The sequence below is a fragment of the Clostridium sp. LXY-7 genome (genome assembly GCF_056172015.1).
Genome location: NZ_JBLLJL010000001.1, coordinates 1166695 through 1183149, shown reverse-complemented (window position 1 = coordinate 1183149; position 16455 = coordinate 1166695). Strand labels below are relative to the sequence as shown.

The 16455-nt window shown below is 30.8% G+C and carries 16 protein-coding genes; all 16 read right to left on the bottom strand.

The features are described 5' to 3' along the window. Positions 1–2: 2 nt before the first annotated feature. On the bottom strand, positions 3–2345 hold the full coding sequence (locus ACI48Q_RS05600; protein ID WP_474918059.1) for an FtsK/SpoIIIE family DNA translocase: 2343 nt from the start codon (positions 2343–2345) through the stop codon (positions 3–5). Between the two features lie 121 nt (positions 2346–2466). After that, on the bottom strand, positions 2467–3201 hold the full coding sequence (locus ACI48Q_RS05595) for a ClpP family protease (protein ID WP_474918058.1): 735 nt from the start codon (positions 3199–3201) through the stop codon (positions 2467–2469). Positions 3202–3255: 54 nt separating this feature from the next. Next, positions 3256–4443, bottom strand: coding sequence for an aspartate kinase (dapG, locus tag ACI48Q_RS05590; RefSeq protein WP_474918057.1), 1188 nt, complete (start codon positions 4441–4443; stop codon positions 3256–3258). Positions 4444–4457: 14 nt separating this feature from the next. Beyond that, the gene (locus ACI48Q_RS05585; RefSeq protein WP_474918056.1) at positions 4458–4733 is read right to left on the bottom strand and encodes a YlmC/YmxH family sporulation protein; all 276 of its coding nucleotides are present in this window, start codon (positions 4731–4733) and stop codon (positions 4458–4460) included. Between the two features lie 93 nt (positions 4734–4826). Next, positions 4827–6113, bottom strand: a complete 1287-nt coding sequence (locus ACI48Q_RS05580; RefSeq protein WP_474918055.1) for a M16 family metallopeptidase — start codon at positions 6111–6113, stop codon at positions 4827–4829. Between the two features lie 122 nt (positions 6114–6235). Then, entirely contained in the window at positions 6236–8350 is a 2115-nt protein-coding gene (locus ACI48Q_RS05575) for a polyribonucleotide nucleotidyltransferase (RefSeq protein WP_474918054.1), read from the bottom strand. A 97-nt stretch (positions 8351–8447) separates the two neighbouring features. After that, positions 8448–8711 (bottom strand): 30S ribosomal protein S15, encoded by a 264-nt coding sequence (gene rpsO / locus ACI48Q_RS05570; RefSeq protein ID WP_474918053.1) that lies wholly within the window; start codon positions 8709–8711, stop codon positions 8448–8450. A gap of 190 nt (positions 8712–8901) precedes the next feature. After that, positions 8902–9852, bottom strand: a complete 951-nt coding sequence (locus tag ACI48Q_RS05565) for a bifunctional riboflavin kinase/FAD synthetase (protein WP_474918052.1) — start codon at positions 9850–9852, stop codon at positions 8902–8904. A 10-nt stretch (positions 9853–9862) separates the two neighbouring features. Then, positions 9863–10762 (bottom strand): tRNA pseudouridine(55) synthase TruB, encoded by a 900-nt coding sequence (truB, locus tag ACI48Q_RS05560; RefSeq protein WP_474918051.1) that lies wholly within the window; start codon positions 10760–10762, stop codon positions 9863–9865. A 2-nt stretch (positions 10763–10764) separates the two neighbouring features. Continuing rightward, positions 10765–11721, bottom strand: a complete 957-nt coding sequence (locus ACI48Q_RS05555) for a DHH family phosphoesterase (protein ID WP_474918338.1) — start codon at positions 11719–11721, stop codon at positions 10765–10767. After that, positions 11711–12076, bottom strand: coding sequence for a 30S ribosome-binding factor RbfA (rbfA, locus tag ACI48Q_RS05550; protein ID WP_474918050.1), 366 nt, complete (start codon positions 12074–12076; stop codon positions 11711–11713). Before rbfA ends, ACI48Q_RS05555 begins: the two co-directional genes overlap by 11 nt. A gap of 18 nt (positions 12077–12094) precedes the next feature. Beyond that, entirely contained in the window at positions 12095–14164 is a 2070-nt protein-coding gene (infB, locus tag ACI48Q_RS05545) for a translation initiation factor IF-2 (protein ID WP_474918049.1), read from the bottom strand. 17 nt (positions 14165–14181) lie between these two features. Further along, a complete protein-coding gene (locus tag ACI48Q_RS05540) occupies positions 14182–14493 on the bottom strand; it encodes a ribosomal L7Ae/L30e/S12e/Gadd45 family protein (RefSeq protein WP_474918048.1) in 312 nt (103 codons plus the stop codon). Beyond that, positions 14486–14755, bottom strand: coding sequence for an RNase P modulator RnpM (gene rnpM, locus ACI48Q_RS05535; RefSeq protein ID WP_474918047.1), 270 nt, complete (start codon positions 14753–14755; stop codon positions 14486–14488). The genes ACI48Q_RS05540 and rnpM overlap by 8 nt, the downstream gene beginning before the upstream one ends. 16 nt (positions 14756–14771) lie before the next feature. After that, on the bottom strand, positions 14772–15857 hold the full coding sequence (nusA, locus tag ACI48Q_RS05530) for a transcription termination factor NusA (protein ID WP_474918046.1): 1086 nt from the start codon (positions 15855–15857) through the stop codon (positions 14772–14774). Between the two features lie 12 nt (positions 15858–15869). After that, on the bottom strand, positions 15870–16331 hold the full coding sequence (rimP, locus tag ACI48Q_RS05525) for a ribosome maturation factor RimP (RefSeq protein WP_474918045.1): 462 nt from the start codon (positions 16329–16331) through the stop codon (positions 15870–15872). Positions 16332–16455: the final 124 nt, after the last annotated feature.

Sequence of the window (16455 nt, the reverse complement as noted above, 5' to 3'; positions counted from 1 at the left end):
CCTTATCTATTGTAATCTTCATCTTTAATTAATATCTGTCTTGGCTTAGTTCCATTTCTACCTGAAATTATGCCATCTTGTTCCATCTCATCAATAATTCTAGCTGCTCTATTATACCCTATTTTCAACCTCCGTTGCAATAAAGATGTTGATGCTTGACCCACTTCTATTACTATTTTTATAGCTTCCTCTAAGAGTTCATCTCCATCTCCATCTTTTGTACCTGAAGATGTACTCTCTATTTCATCAATAATTTCTTTTCTATATTCATTTTCTTTACTACCATCTATTATATGGTTAACAACCTTTTCAACTTCTTCCTCAGATACAAATGCACCTTGAATCCTTATTGGTTTTGATTCTCCTACAGGATAGAATAACATATCTCCCTTTCCTAATAGTTTTTCCGCACCCGATGAATCTAAGATTGTTCTTGAATCTATTTGACTTGATACGGCAAAAGATATTCTTGATGGAATATTTGCTTTAATTACCCCTGTAATTACGTCTACAGAAGGTCTTTGAGTAGCTATTACTAAATGCATTCCAGCAGCTCTGGCCATTTGAGCAAGTCTTCCTATATAATCTTCTACATCATTTGGGCACACCATCATTAAATCTGCTAACTCATCAATAATTATTACAATCCAAGGTAGTTTTTCTTCTATTATACCCTTACCTACAAACTCATTATATCCCTCTATGTTTCTCACGTTATTGTCTGCAAATAGTTTATATCTTCGAGTCATTTCATTAACCGCCCAATTTAATGCTCCTGCAGCTTTTTTAGGCTCTGTAACCACCGGTATTAACAGATGTGGAATTCCGTTATATATATTAAGTTCCACCACCTTTGGGTCAATTAAGAGTAATTTAACCTCATCTGGCGAATATTTAAATAGTAGACTCATTAGTAAAGTGTTAATACATACACTCTTTCCAGATCCAGTAGCCCCTGCAACCAATAGGTGAGGCATTTTAGTAAGATCTGCAACTACACAGTTTCCTCCTATATCTTTACCTAAGCAAAAGGCTAAATTCTTTTTACTTTCATTAAATTCATCATTTTCTATTACTTCTCTTAATAGTACTGCTGTAAGTTCTTTATTAGGTACCTCTATTCCTACTGCTGCTTTTCCAGGAATAGGTGCCTCTATTCTAACCCCTGAGGCTGCTAGATTTAGTGCTATATCATCTGATAAATTCACAATTTTACTAACTTTAACTCCTACACTAGGTTGAAGTTCAAACCTAGTTACAGATGGACCCTTAGTAACTTGTATTACCTTAGCTTCTACTCCAAAGCTTTGCAATGTTTCCTGAAGTTTGTTAGCACTATTTAGAAGTTCTTTTTTATCACCTTTCTTAATAGAATTATTATCATTCTTTATCAATAATTCTATGCTTGGATAATGATAACAATATTTTTCTTTACTTCCACCTAAGTCTATATCTATATCATATTCTATAGATGGTTTCCCTGATATTTGATCTTCTCTATTAGCCTTATGAGAATCTTTTAAACTTATTTCTTCCTCTTGTATTAAACTACCTTCTTCTGATTTCATAAAGTCTATTATTTTTATCTTATTTTCCTGTTTTATTTCCTTTGCTTTATTCCTCTCTATACTATCTACTGCTATAGAATCTGAGAAATTTATATGGTCTTTGCTCTCATCCATATTACTTCCCTCTACACTTTGCCTTAGTTCATCTCTCTTAGATTTACCCATACTATGCATGCTCTGAAAGAAATCCTTCACTGTTATATCACTCACAAGCATAGCACCTATTAAAATAAATGCAGAGAAAATTATATAACTTCCTGCTTTGCCTAATAATAAATAAAAAGGTACTGCCAAAATTAAAGAAACAATTCCACCATGCAGATGGATTTTTTCATTAAATTGATTTATTATACTTCCTAAAATATCACCTTTAGTATAATAATTTAATAATACAATCATCTCTATAAATAATATGGTAAAAACAAATACAATAATCAATCCAAAAAATCTTTTAGATATTTTAATATGGTTATCATCTTTTATATACTTTACACCTAAATATATAAATAATATGGGTAAAATATATGCACCTAATCCAAACATTCCTATAAAAAATTTATTTACTAACACTCCTATAGATCCTGTGAATGAAGATGGATCAGAGAATATTACAGACAACAGACTTAAAAATATTAATATTCCTAAGGTTATTAATATTATACCTCTAAAGCCAAAATTGTTATTTTCTACACTCTTACTTCTTTTCTGATTTTTATTATTGCTATTTTTACTACTATTTTTACTACTATTTTTCTTGCTCGATTTTCCTCTCACCATAATATCACCTCCACCTTAAGTATTTCTACAAAAGAAAATAAATTCCTTCATTTTCTTCAATAATGATATTTTATAAATATCATGAATTAGAATTACAAAAAAGTAAATAGGCCATTATGACCTATTTATCACCTATTAATTCTTCCAATTTATTCAGTGCTTCTTTGATTCCTCCAACTTCATCTATAAGCCCACACTCAACTGCTTGCTCTCCTATTAATATGGTACCAATATCATTTAATAGTTCATCAGTTTGACTCATAAGCATTCTAAAGGATTCAGCATTAATTTTAGATGTTCTTACTACGAAATCTACTATTCGTTCTTGCATTTTCTTAAAATATTCAAAGGTTTGATTTACCCCTATTACAAAACCATTCATTCTTATGGGATGTACTATCATAGTAGCTGAAGGTGTTATAAAAGAATAATTAGCAGAAGTAGCAAGTGGAACCCCTATGGAATGACCCCCTCCGATTACTATTGAAACCGTCGGCTTACTCAAACTTGTTATCATCTCTGATATTGCAAGTCCCGCTTCCACATCTCCTCCAATTGTGTTTAATACAATAAGTATTCCCTTTACCTTCTTATCTCTTTCTATGGCTATGAGTTGTGGTATCAGGTGCTCATATTTTGTTGTTTTTGTTTGTGGATTCGACACATTATGTCCTTCAATTTGACCTATTATAGGAAATACCTGTATTCTATCATCTGCATGAGCTACAGACATTACTCCTACTTCTTTTAAATTAGCTACCTCTTCACTGACTGCGTTTTTTATCTCTTCTTTTTTTATCTCTTCTTCTTTATTAATTATATTTCTTTCCTTCTTCTTTTTTATTTCTTTAGCCATAAGTAAACTCCTCCTAATACACAGTATTTTGTGCATTAGGAAGAGTTAATATACTTAACCTAATTGAAATTCCTTATGGAGTATATTTATTACTTTTTTCGAAGACTCTGTACTTACTAGACACCAGATAGTCATATGTGAATCTGCTGTCTGTAATACATCTATATTTTCATTTTCAATAGCTCTTAATATTTTAGCCATAACGCCTGGAATACCTCTTATTTTAGAACCTATTATAGATATTTTACTACAGTCTTCTATAAAGCTATAATCTAATTCTAAATCTTTAACTATTTCTTTAAACTTTATTAAATCTTGTTTATCAATAGTAAATATCTTTGTTTTTGGAAATACATTTATGAGGTCGATACTTATACTCTCATTGGCTAATATATCAAATATATCATAATAGCAGCCCTCTCCATTATTATTTATCAATATTTGAACTCTATTATCTACATGAGTTATTCCTGTGATAAGCTTTTTCCCATCCTCACCGTAGCTAGAAATAGTAGTTCCATTACAGTCACTTAAAGTATTTTTTATTACAAGTGGTATATTATATCTTTTAGATATTTCAATAGCTCTAGGGTGGATTACCTTTGCTCCCTGATCTGCGAATTGAAATACCTCATCATAACTTATATTTTCAATTAAGGAGGCATCAGATACTATTCTTGGATCTGCAGTCATAATACCATCAACATCAGTATATATTTGGACTTCTCTGGCTTTTAACGCTGCACCTAAAATAGCCCCTGTAACATCACTTCCCCCTCTTCCAATAGTTGTTATATACTCATTTTCGCTAGCACCTTGAAATCCTGCAACCACCGGTATTTTTCCTAATTTTAATAATTCTAATATTTTATCAGGTTTCACTTCTAAAATAGATGCATTGTTAAAATTTTCATCAGTTGTTATTCCACTCTGGCCTCCTGTAAGCGGTACTGCATCTATGCTTTCTTTATTTAACTCATCACAAAGTACCACCGCACTTAAAATTTCTCCACAAGAAAGTAGTAAATCTACAGCCAATGTATTTATTTTTTTAAAATCGTCACCTATCAAAGATAATAATGTATCTGTAGCATATGGAGAACCTTTTCTTCCCATTGCTGATACCACCACCACTGGTGTAAATCCTTCTTCAATAGCTTTTTTTATCTTTTGAACTACTAGTTTTCTATTTTCTTCAGTAGCTACAGAAGTTCCTCCAAATTTTTGCACTATAATGTTCATTTCTATCCTCCATACTAAACATGCGATTTCCTTATGGTGTCACCATCTACATCAATAATTATAGTTTTGGAACCAAATTTCTTTACATATTCCCAAGGTACTTCAAACATATCCTTCTGTTTAAAGAAACCCATTCCATTTTTGCCTTCTGTTATTAATAATAATTTAAATTCCCCATTTTCGTCAATTACTATATCATTATTTCCTAAAATACTATACTTATCTCCATCATTAATATTAATAATTTCATATCTTTCCATTTCACTTAAAAGCCTTATTTGTTCCTCCATATCTATCACCTCATAATAATTCTTATAGATTATTATGTGAATTATTAATTATATATGATAAATATTATAATTTATAATATTAATAATTTTATCTTATGGTTCCTGCAAATTGTCTATCTTTTTAATTTTATCCCCATAAATAGAACGTAGTTCTCCAAGTTCTTTTCCTACAAATGCACTACTTATTATACCTTTTTTGAAAGTATTGTTCATAACATCTTTAACTTTCCCCATATTAATTTTATCTATTTTGTTGATAACATCACTTGGACTTTCTATTTTGTTTTTAAATAGCAATGATTTACCATTTCCGAACATTCTACTACTAGTACTTTCCAATCCCAACATATAACTTCCTTTTAGCTGTTCTTTAGCTCTAGCTAGCTTCTCTTCAGTTATATCACCACTATAAAATTTCATCAACTCTTCATTTATAGCTTCAATGGCCTCTTTTATTTTGTTAGGATTGAGTGCCGCTCCGATATTTATGCTTCCACAGTTAACATAAGGAGACATATATACATAAATCGAATAACACATTGCTAATTCTTCTCTTATTCTTTGAAATAATATAGAGGATGCTCCTCCCCCTAATATATTAGCCAGGAGTACTGAAGTTGCACTTTCCTCACTTCCCATCTGTAATCCCTTCATTCCTAAAGATACATGTAATTGTTCAATATCTTTACTTCTAAAATATATGTTATTTTGAAGTACTGGATTTGAATATTTATGTTCACATGTAATTACAGATTTCCATGATCCAAAATATCTTTCTACCATCTTTTCTATTTCATCCATAGAAATTTTTCCACATATAGATAGCACACAATTATGCGGATAGTAATGTTCACTAATATAATTTATAATTTTTTCTTTTGTAAAACTTTTTACGCTTTCTTCATGTCCAAGTATGGGCATAGATAGCGTATCATCTCCCCACATGGCTTTTTCATGTAATTCAATAAGCACATCTTCTGGGGAATCTTCTCCCATATTAATTTCTTCAATAACTACCTTTTTCTCTTTCTCTATATCATCATAATCAAATTTACTATTAAACAACATATCAGATAATATGTCTAGACCTAATTCTATATGACTATCTAATAGTTTTACATAATAACACGTGGATTCTTTTCCTGTAAAAGCATTTATTTGACCGCCAACATTTTCTATTGACTCTACTATTTGCTTAGAACTTCTATTCTCTGTACCTTTAAACATCATATGTTCTATAAAATGGGATATTCCACTTAGTTCCTCAGTTTCATTTCTAGAACCATTCTTAACCCACAACCCCACTGATACCGAATTATAATTTTCAATATTCTCTACTACTACTCTTAGTCCATTATTTAATCTAAATGAATTGTACATATTTTTTCTCCTTTGAATAACTTATATTATGACAACATATTTTATAACTATTATTATACACAATATTTCAAAATACTTGTTATAAACAAAAAAATAAAAAGGCAATGCCTTTTTATTGTCATTTATTCATTTTCTGAATTTTTATTTTCTTCACTGTCTTTTATTGCATCTTTTCTTGAAAGATTTACTCTTCCTTGGCCATCAATTTCTACAACTTTAACTAATATTTCATCACCTACAGCCACTATGTCTTCAACCTTATTAACTCTTGCAGTATCTAATTTAGAAATATGAACTAATCCTTCTTTACCTGGAAGTATTTCAACAAAAGCTCCAAAAGTAGCTATTTTAGTAACTTTTCCTAAATAAATTTCTCCTACTTCAACTTCTTTTGTTATATCTTTAATCATTTTTAAGGCTATATTGGCACTAGTACTATCATTAGACATTATAATTACTTTTCCATCATCGTTTGTATCTATTTTAACACCAGTATCTGCTATTATCTTTTTAATAGTTTTTCCCCCTGGTCCTATGATATCTCTAATTTTATCTGGATTCACAGTTACTGTATACATTCTTGGAGCATATGGTGATAATTCAGCTCTAGGTTCTGGTATACATTCTTTAATTTTTTCTAAAATATACATTCTAGCTTTTCTAGCATCTTCTATAGCAGTTCTTATACAATAATCAGATAATCCTTTTATCTTAGTATCTACTTGTATTGAAGTTATTCCTTTTTCAGTACCTGCAACCTTAAAGTCCATATCTCCGAAAAAGTCTTCAATTCCTTGAATATCCGTTAATATTCCTTCTGAAGTGAGATCTTCACTAGTTATTAATCCCATAGCAATACCTGCTGCTGGTCTCTTAATTGGAACTCCTGCATCTAATAATGCCAATGTACTACCACATACACTTGCTTGTGAAGTGGAACCATTTGAACTTAAAACTTCAGATACTAATCTTATAGTATAAGGGAATTCTTCAATTGAAGGAATTAATGGCTCAAGTGCTCTTTCCGCTAAAGCTCCGTGACCAATTTCTCTTCTTCCTGGGCCTCTTAACGGTTTAACTTCACCTACACTATACGCTGGGAAGTTATAATGATGCATATATCTCTTGAATTCTTCTTCTCCTAAGCCGTCAATAATTTGAACATCACCTAGTGCTCCTAATGTTGCAACTGTCATAACTTGAGTTAAACCTCTAGTAAATAGTCCTGTTCCATGAGTTCTTGGAAGTAATGATGTTTCACAACTAATAGGTCTAATTTCATCAAACCCTCTGCCATCAGGTCTCTTCTTATCTACTAGGAGCATATGTCTTACGATCTCTTTCTGAAGATTATATATAGTTTCTGCTACATCACTCATCTTATCTGCATACTTTTCTCCGAAAGTCTCATCAATTTTATTTTTAATTTCGTTAACTTTCACATTTCTATCATCTTTATCAGTAATATACATTGCTTCCTTTAACATATCAAAAGCAAAATCTCTTATATCTTTTTCCAATTCTTCATCTACTTTATGAAGCACTGGCTCTATTTTTTCTTTTCCAAATTTAGCTCTAGCTTCTTCTTGGAATGCAATTATTTTTTGACATTCATTAAAACCAAATTCTATAGCCTTTATCATTACATCTTCTGGAACTTCATCTGCTCCAGCTTCTATCATCATAACTCTTTCCTTAGTAGCAGAAATAGTTAATTGCATAGTGCTTTCTTCTCTTTGGCTTACAGTAGGATTAACTATAAATTCTCCATTAACTAATCCAATGGAAACATTTCCTATAGGATCATTGAATGGAAGACTTGATAATGTTAATGCCATAGATGCAGCATTCATAGCAAGTATTTCTGGAACATTATCTTGATCTACAGATACTACTGTACATACTACCTGAACATCATTCCTATACCCCTTTGGAAATAGTGGTCTTATTGGTCTATCTATAGCTCTACCATTAAGTATCGCTTTCTCTGAAGGTCTCCCTTCTCTTTTTATAAACCCTCCTGGTATTTTTCCAACAGCATATAATCTTTCTTCATACTCAACACTAAGTGGGAAAAAGTCTATGCCTTCTCTAGGTTTTTCTGAACCATTAACATTAACAAGTACTACTGTGTCTCCATAACTCATAAATATGGCACAATTAGATAACATTCCAACTCTACCAAGTTCTATTTTCATTTCTCTTCCAGCTATGTTAGTTTGTAATGTATTTATCATTATTTTGCCTCCTTTCAACTTTCAATTATATATTATTATTAGCATTTATTAGTATTTTATAATTAATTAAAATAATAGAGCGGCTTTGCCGCTCTTACTATTTTCTAATTCCTAATTTCTCAATGATAGCACGGTATCTTTCGATATCTTGTTTCTTTAAGTAATTAATAAGACCTTTTCTTTGTCCTACCATCATTAAAAGACCTCTTCTTGAGTGGTGGTCTTTTTTATGAGTTTTTAAGTGCTCAGTTAAGCTAACTATTCTTTCAGTTAGTAGTGCTATTTGCACCTCTGGAGAACCTGTGTCTCCCTCATGTCTTGCAAATTCAGTCATTATTTCTTGTTTTCTTGCCTTATCCATTAATATACACCTCCAAAAGTCAATCGCCATATGCCATGTATTCCGTTGGCAATTCAGACAACATAGCATAGGGTTCCTAAAGAATTATATCAAATAAAATTCTTTTTGTAAATTACTAATTTGTTCTAATAGTAATAAAGTTTATTTAATCTAATATATCTATAAACCATTATTTCCATAAACTTATTTTTTAAACATTTATCTTCTTATCTCTAGACCTTACAAAACATTTATCTAGTTTTAATTGATGCTTTAATTCATCTATATTGGCAAACTTTCTTTCTTCCCTTATTTTTTCAATAAAGTATATATTTACCTCTTCTCCATATATGTCTTGATTAAAATCTATTATATGTGTTTCTATACTAAGTTTATCCCCATTTACTGTAGGATTATAACCTATATTAGTAATCCCTTTAAACAATCTATTATTATAACTTACTATTGTACTATATACTCCACCTTTAGGTATAACATATTTCTTATCATAATCTATATTTATTGTCGGAAATCCCATTGTTCTTCCAAATTGTTTTCCTTTTACAATTCTTCCATGAATCATAAATGAAGTTTCTAATAACTTATTTGCTCTTTCTATATTTCCTTCTTGTATATGATGCCTAATAACAGAGCTACTTATTACTTCTCCATCTACCTTTACAGGCTTTATTACCAGGAGATTATAGCCTAATATATCACTAAATTTATTTAGTAATTCTGTATCACCTAAATTTTTATATCCAAATCTATTGTTAAAACCCACTACAATACCTACTGCATTATAATACTTCTTTAAATTCATTATAAAATCCTCTGGTGATATTTCCATTAACTCTTTATTAAAATTCATAAAATTTACTATATCCACACCTAATTTTTTAAACAATTCACTTTTTCTATCATTACTCATAATGAGTTTAGGACAAACATCCTTATTTACTACACTAAGTGGATGGTTCTCAAAGGTGCATACCATAATCTTTATCTTATGATTTTTGTATTTTTTCTCTAAATTTTTAGCTACCTTTTTAGCACCATCTATTAGAGCTCTATGCCCTTTATGAATGCCATCAAAACTACCCAAAATTATTATTGTAGAGTCTTGAATTTTCTCATTAAAATTATCTTTTATAATTTTCATAATAGCTCACCTAAACAAATAGTTTTATTAATTTTAATCCTACATCTGTTCTCAATGCAATCCCAATAATCTTTCCAAAACTATTATATACAGAATATTTTTTGAACTTCTCTAAGTCTTCTATTATAGACCTATCTTTAACTACAACTCCATTCAATAGAAGTTTTTCAAATTTTTCATTTACATCTAATCTCAAAAAATCCTTGAAAACCTCTTCTAATGGAATGATATACTCTTTGATATTATCCTCTGATAACACTTCTAAATCTACACTATCAATCTTTTTAAATGGTTCTGTAGCAGTTCTATCCAAACTCCACATCATAGCACCACACCCTAATGATTCACCTATATCATAACACAGACTTCTTATATAGGTTCCTTTAGAACAATTAACTTTAATTTCTACAAAGGGAAGTTCTATTGATAGTATTTCTATATTATGTATATTTATTTTTCTAGCTGCTCTTTCAACCTCTATACCTTGTCTAGCTAATTCATATAATTTCTTACCATTAACTTTTAAGGCTGAATACATAGGCGGAATCTGCTCTATTTCTCCCATGAATTTATTAACTGCTTCTATAATCTGATTAGGAGTACAATGAACTTCTTTCTCTGTAAGTATGGCACCTTCTCTATCATAGGTATCTGTGGTCACCCCTAGCTTTAACTTAGCTATATATTCTTTGTTATTTTCCATAATAAACTCAATAGCTTTAGTGGCCTTCCCTATACAAATTGGTAATACACCACTCGCCTCTGGATCTAAGGTTCCACAGTGCCCAACCTTCTTTTGCCATATTAGTTTCTTTATTTTTCTAACCACATCGAAAGAAGTAATTCCTAATGGCTTATTTATATTTAAAACTCCTGAAAGAGTAGAATTATTTTCTTTATTTAGCGTCATAATTATCTCAACTCTTTTTCTATAATTTTAATTAACTGATCTTTAATAGCATTTATATCTCCATTATAGTAGAATCCTGCTGCTCTTACATGTCCACCACCATTGTATCCTTCAGCTATTAATCTAACATCTAATAATTCTTTTGATCTTAAACTTACTTTAACTCCATCCTTTGACTCTTTTAAAAGTGCTACTACTTCTGCTCTTGACACCATAGTACCAAAATGTATTACCTCTGAGGAGTCAAAATTTTCTAAATTAAATTTATCAAGTAAATTTTTAGTTATTGTCATAAATACTAATTTACCACTTAACTCTAACGTCATGGTACTTATTATTTCTCCAATTACTTTAATCTTATAAAATTCTTTATCCTCAAAAATAATTCTATGAATATTTGTAAAATTTAATCCAGTATTTATTATTTCCCCTGCAATTTCATGAGTTCTTTCTGTAGTATTTGAATGTCTAAAAGAACTAGTATCTGTTAATAGGGATGTATATATAGAAGTCCCTATTTCTTTTGTCATTTCAACCTGTAGTTCTTCTAATATTAAATAAATTATTTCCCCTACTGCAGCTGAATTCGTGTCTACATAATTTATATCACCATACATCTCGTTGCTCATATGGTGATCTACATTAATTATTTTATAATCTTGTCCTCTAGATATATTTGCATTTATTCTTTTAAAATCTCCACAATCAAGGACAATTACTATGTTTGTGCCTGGCTCTACCTCTGAATTGCTCCCTGTTATTTCTTCACTGTAAAATAAATAAGAAAAAGTTTTAGGTATAGGTTCTTTACATAGAATATAGGCATCTTTATTAAGTGCCCTCAACCCTTGTAAAAGGGCTGTGGCACTTCCTAATGAATCTCCATCTGGAGATTGGTGGAAAGTAATACCTATATGATCACTTTTTTTTATTGCTTCAATTACACTATTAATATTCATCATCAGATGTACTATCCTTTATCTTTTCAAATATTGACTCTAAACGATTTGCTTTATCTATAGTACTATCTAATTCTATAATAACCTCTGGTACATGCCTTAATTTAACATTTTTACCTATCTCTTTTCTTATAAAAGCAGTGGAACTCTTTAAGATTTTAAAAGCATCATTTTTCTGCTCTTCTGTTCCAAATATGCTAACATAAATCTTAGCATAACTTAAATCTCTAGTTACATCTACATCAGTTACACTTATCAATGCATTCAATCTTGGATCTTTTAACTTATTTTGAATGGTATTACTTACATCTTTTTTTATTTCTTCGTTTATTCTTCCGCCTCTATAGTTAGCCATGGAAACCACTCCTTTACATTATAACCCTTTTGGCTTAACCTCTTCCATAATATATGCTTCAATGATATCGCCTTCTTTTATATCATTAAATCTCTCTATACTCAATCCACACTCATATCCAGCCGCTGCTTCTTTTACATCATCCTTAAATCTCTTCAATGATGCTAGCGTTGATTCAAATATTACTATATTTTCTCTTAGTACCCTTACGCTGCTATGTCTTGTAATTTTTCCATTTAGTACATAACATCCTGCAATAGTACCTACATTAGATATTTTATATACCTGCCTTATTTCAACTCTTCCAAGCACTACTTCCTTATACTCTGGCTCAAGCATTCCTATCATAGCTGACTTAATATCATCAAGAGCATCATATATTATTCTATAAGTTCTAATTTCAACATTATCTCTTTCTCCCGCTGCTATAGCGTTATTATCTGGTCTAACATTGAACCCTATAATTATAGCGTTTGATGCATATGCTAATGTAACATCTGTCTCAGTAATTGCTCCTACTGCACCATGAATTACTCTAACTTTAACATTATCAGTTGAAAGTTTTTCTATAGATTGTTTTATTGCTTCTACAGAACCTTGAACATCCGCTTTAACTATAACACTTAACTCTTTAACTTTACCTTCTTGAATTTGGCTATATAAGTTTTCCATAGAAACCCTATGAGATGCTTGGAAATTCTCTTGTCTTATTTTCTCTTTTCTAGAATCCGCCATAATTCTAGCAGTTTTCTCATCTTTTACTACTGTAAATCTGTCTCCTGCTGCTGGAACTTCTGAAAGACCTAGTATCTCCACAGGTATGGATGGACCTGCTTCCTTAATCTTTTTACCTTTATCATCAAGCATAGCTCTTATTCTACCATAAGTTGTTCCAACTATAATTGAATCACCAGTTCTTAATGTTCCATTTTGAACTAAAAGACTAGCAACTGGACCTCTACCTTTATCTAGTTTAGCTTCTATAACAGTTCCTTTAGCTCTTCTATTTGAATCCGCTGTTAATTCTTGCATTTCAGAAGTTAATACTACCATTTCTAAAAGTGTATCTAATCCCTCTTTAGTATGAGCAGATACTGGTACACAAATAGTATCTCCTCCCCAATCTTCTGAAAGAAGTCCATGCTCAGTTAACTCTTGTTTAACTCTATCTGGGGTTGCATCTGGTTTATCCATTTTATTGATGGCGATTATCATTGGTACTTCAGCTGCTTTGCAGTGATTTATAGCTTCTACTGTCTGTGGCATTATACCATCATCAGCTGCAACTACTAAAATAACAATATCAGTAATTTGTGCTCCTCTAGCTCTCATTGCTGTGAACGCTTCATGTCCAGGAGTATCTAGAAATGTAATTTTTTCTCCATTGACATCTACTGTATATGCTCCAATGTGTTGAGTAATTCCACCTGCTTCTGTTGCAGTTACTTTTGAATGCTTTATAGCATCCAATAGTGAAGTTTTACCATGGTCAACATGACCCATTATTGTAACTATTGGAGGTCTTTTTTCCAATTTATCTTCTTCTATTTCTTCTTCTACTATATCAGCTTCTTCTAAATTACCTGCTTTTTCCTCTTTTAATACAGCCATAGCTCCATATTCTTCTATAACCTTCTCTGCTGTATTAAAATCTATTTCTTGATTCATATTGGCCATAACACCTTGGAATATCAATGTTTTAATGACTTCAACAGGATTTCTCTTAAGCTTTTCTGCTAGATCTTTTATTACAATAGTTTCACCTAGTTCTATAACTTCATCAAGTGTCTCATCGTCTTCTTCATCTTGTCTTTTATTAGATCCTCTTCTAATTTTGCTGTTCTTTCTTTCTTGCTTTTTAATATCTTCATCGGCTAATAGTTCATATTCTTCAATAATCTCTTTTTTGTCTTCATTTAATTTTCTTTGCTCTGAATAAAGTTCTTTTATCAGCTCACCATCTTCCTCATCAATAACACTCATGTGATTTTTAGCTTCAACTCCGAACTCTTCCATTAATACCGTTATTAGCTCTTTACTTGAGACTTCTAACTCTTTAGCTAATTCATATATTCTTACTTTTGCCAAAATTTTCACCCCCGAATTTACGTTTTTTGATTATCATTCCATAATCTGATTAAATTTTTACTCATGTTTTCATCTTTTACCATTAACACATTAATTTTTTCTCTTCCAATGGCAATAGCTAACTCTTTACTAGTAATATTCTCAATCAATGGAATTTTTCTATCATTAGAATATTTTATAAACTTACTTTTAGTATTATCGGCACACTCTAAAGATAAAATACATAGATAAACTTTTTGTTTTTTTATAGTATCTTCACATTTATTATATCCTTCTACTAAATTTCCTGATTTTTTAGTTAACCCTAGAAATTGAAAAAATTTATTCATAGCAATTTATCTCTTCTTTCAGCTTATCATATATTTCAGCATCAATTTTGCATTCTAAATTTCTCTCTAGTCTCTTTGTTTTAACTGCTTTTTCTAGGCATTCAAGGCTTTTACAAATATAAGCACCTCTACCTGGTTTCTTACCATGTAAATCTATAGATATCTCATTTTCTTTATTTTTCACAACTCTTATAAGTTCCTTCTTTGGTTTCATTTCCATGCATCCTGTGCACATTCTTTGAGGTATCTTCTTTACTTTCATGGGTTATCACCTACTCTTAAATACTATTCTCTTCATTAATTAATTTTTCTGCTTGAGATTTACTTTTTATGTCGATTTTCCAGCCAGTTAGTCTTGCAGCTAGCCTAACATTCTGACCTTCTTTACCTATTGCTAGTGACAATTGATTATCATCAACAACTACCCTAGCACTTTTTTCATTTTCATCAACATCTACTGATATAATTTTTGCTGGACTAAGCGCATTTGCTATATATTCTTCTGGAAGCTTACTCCACTTTATTATATCAATTTTTTCACTTTTAAGTTCATTCACTATATTTTGAACTCTAACTCCCTTAGGTCCAACACATGCTCCCATTGCATCTATATCTTCCTCTGTAGAATATACTGCAATCTTTGTTCTTGATCCTGCTTCTCTAGCAATATTCTTAATTTCTACTACTCCACTATATATCTCTGGAACTTCTAGCTCAAATAATCTCTTAACAAGTCCTGGGTGAGTTCTAGATACAACTATTTGTGGTCCTCTTGAAGTCTTTTTAACTTCAACTATATACAGTTTTAACTTCTCATTGAATATATAGCTTTCTCCTTGCATTTGCTCATTTGGCCCTAAAACTGCTTCTAGTTTCCCCAAATTAACAAATACATTTCCTCTATCTTTTCTTAGTACTATACCTGTAATTATATCATATTGCTTAGTTATAAATTCATCGTATATTAAAGTTCTTTCTGCTTCTTTTATCCTTTGAATTACTACTTGTTTTGCTGCCTGTGCTGCAACTCTTCCAAAATCCCTAGGAGTTATCTCTATTTCGGCTATATCTTCTAATGTATATCTAGGACTAATTTCCTTAGCATCTTCTATAGAAATTTCAATAACATCATCATAAACCTCTTCTACAACTTCCTTTAAAGAATATACATGGGTTTCTCCTGTTTCTCTATTAACTGTAACCTTAACATTTTGCTCCTTAGCATGGGATTTAGCAAAATTCTTTTTATAAGCTGCCACTAATGCATCCTCTATGGTTTCAAAGAGTAGATTCTCACTAATCCCTTTCTCAACAATTAGTTGCCTTATAGCATCTATAAATTCTTCTTTAAATCCGCCGTTCATTTCACATCCTCCTTATAAAGTTGGGTTTAAGCTCACCATAAAAATTTTTTCTCTTGGTATTATAACTTCTTCTTTATCTACCTCTACAACCAAATTAGCTTCATCAAAGGCCTTTAAAATACCTTCATATTTTTTCTTTCCATTTAATAACGATGAAAGCTTTACAGCCACATCATAATCTATATATTTGTTATAATGTGCTTCAGTATATAGGTCTCTAAACACTCCTGGTGATGAAACTTCTAAGTTATATTCATCTGATATCGGATCTTCTATATCTAGTATATCACTAATTGCTCTACTTACACTCACACAATTATCTAAAGTAACTCCATTTTCACTATCTATATAAACTCTAAAGATATTTTGACCTCCTTCCTTTACATATTCTAAATGGTAAAGTTCAAAGTCCTTGCTTTTTATAGCTGGTAAAACTAAGTCTTTAAGTTTATCTATAAATTCATTGTTTTTCATATAAAATCCCTCCTTACTTTTATGATTTCTTTAATATGAAATAATAAACCTTTTAATTATAATTAAAACGCAACTATTCGCTGCGTTTTAATAAATAGAGAGTAGGAATTAACCCTACTCTCCT

Excerpts from the sequence above, each read along its gene's own strand:
- ACI48Q_RS05600 (WP_474918059.1), bottom strand. The coding sequence starts at position 2,345 with ATGGTGAGAGGAAAATCGAGCAAGAAAAATAGTAGTAAAAATAGTAGT.
- ACI48Q_RS05595 (WP_474918058.1), bottom strand. The coding sequence starts at position 3,201 with ATGGCTAAAGAAATAAAAAAGAAGAAGGAAAGAAATATAATTAATAAA.
- dapG (WP_474918057.1), bottom strand. The coding sequence starts at position 4,443 with ATGAACATTATAGTGCAAAAATTTGGAGGAACTTCTGTAGCTACTGAA.
- ACI48Q_RS05585 (WP_474918056.1), bottom strand. The coding sequence starts at position 4,733 with ATGGAGGAACAAATAAGGCTTTTAAGTGAAATGGAAAGATATGAAATT.
- ACI48Q_RS05580 (WP_474918055.1), bottom strand. The coding sequence starts at position 6,113 with ATGTACAATTCATTTAGATTAAATAATGGACTAAGAGTAGTAGTAGAG.
- ACI48Q_RS05575 (WP_474918054.1), bottom strand. The coding sequence starts at position 8,350 with ATGATAAATACATTACAAACTAACATAGCTGGAAGAGAAATGAAAATA.
- rpsO (WP_474918053.1), bottom strand. The coding sequence starts at position 8,711 with ATGGATAAGGCAAGAAAACAAGAAATAATGACTGAATTTGCAAGACAT.
- ACI48Q_RS05565 (WP_474918052.1), bottom strand. The coding sequence starts at position 9,852 with ATGAAAATTATAAAAGATAATTTTAATGAGAAAATTCAAGACTCTACA.
- truB (WP_474918051.1), bottom strand. The coding sequence starts at position 10,762 with ATGACGCTAAATAAAGAAAATAATTCTACTCTTTCAGGAGTTTTAAAT.
- ACI48Q_RS05555 (WP_474918338.1), bottom strand. The coding sequence starts at position 11,721 with ATGAATATTAATAGTGTAATTGAAGCAATAAAAAAAAGTGATCATATA.
- rbfA (WP_474918050.1), bottom strand. The coding sequence starts at position 12,076 with ATGGCTAACTATAGAGGCGGAAGAATAAACGAAGAAATAAAAAAAGAT.
- ACI48Q_RS05540 (WP_474918048.1), bottom strand. The coding sequence starts at position 14,493 with ATGAATAAATTTTTTCAATTTCTAGGGTTAACTAAAAAATCAGGAAAT.
- rnpM (WP_474918047.1), bottom strand. The coding sequence starts at position 14,755 with ATGAAAGTAAAGAAGATACCTCAAAGAATGTGCACAGGATGCATGGAA.
- nusA (WP_474918046.1), bottom strand. The coding sequence starts at position 15,857 with ATGAACGGCGGATTTAAAGAAGAATTTATAGATGCTATAAGGCAACTA.
- rimP (WP_474918045.1), bottom strand. The coding sequence starts at position 16,331 with ATGAAAAACAATGAATTTATAGATAAACTTAAAGACTTAGTTTTACCA.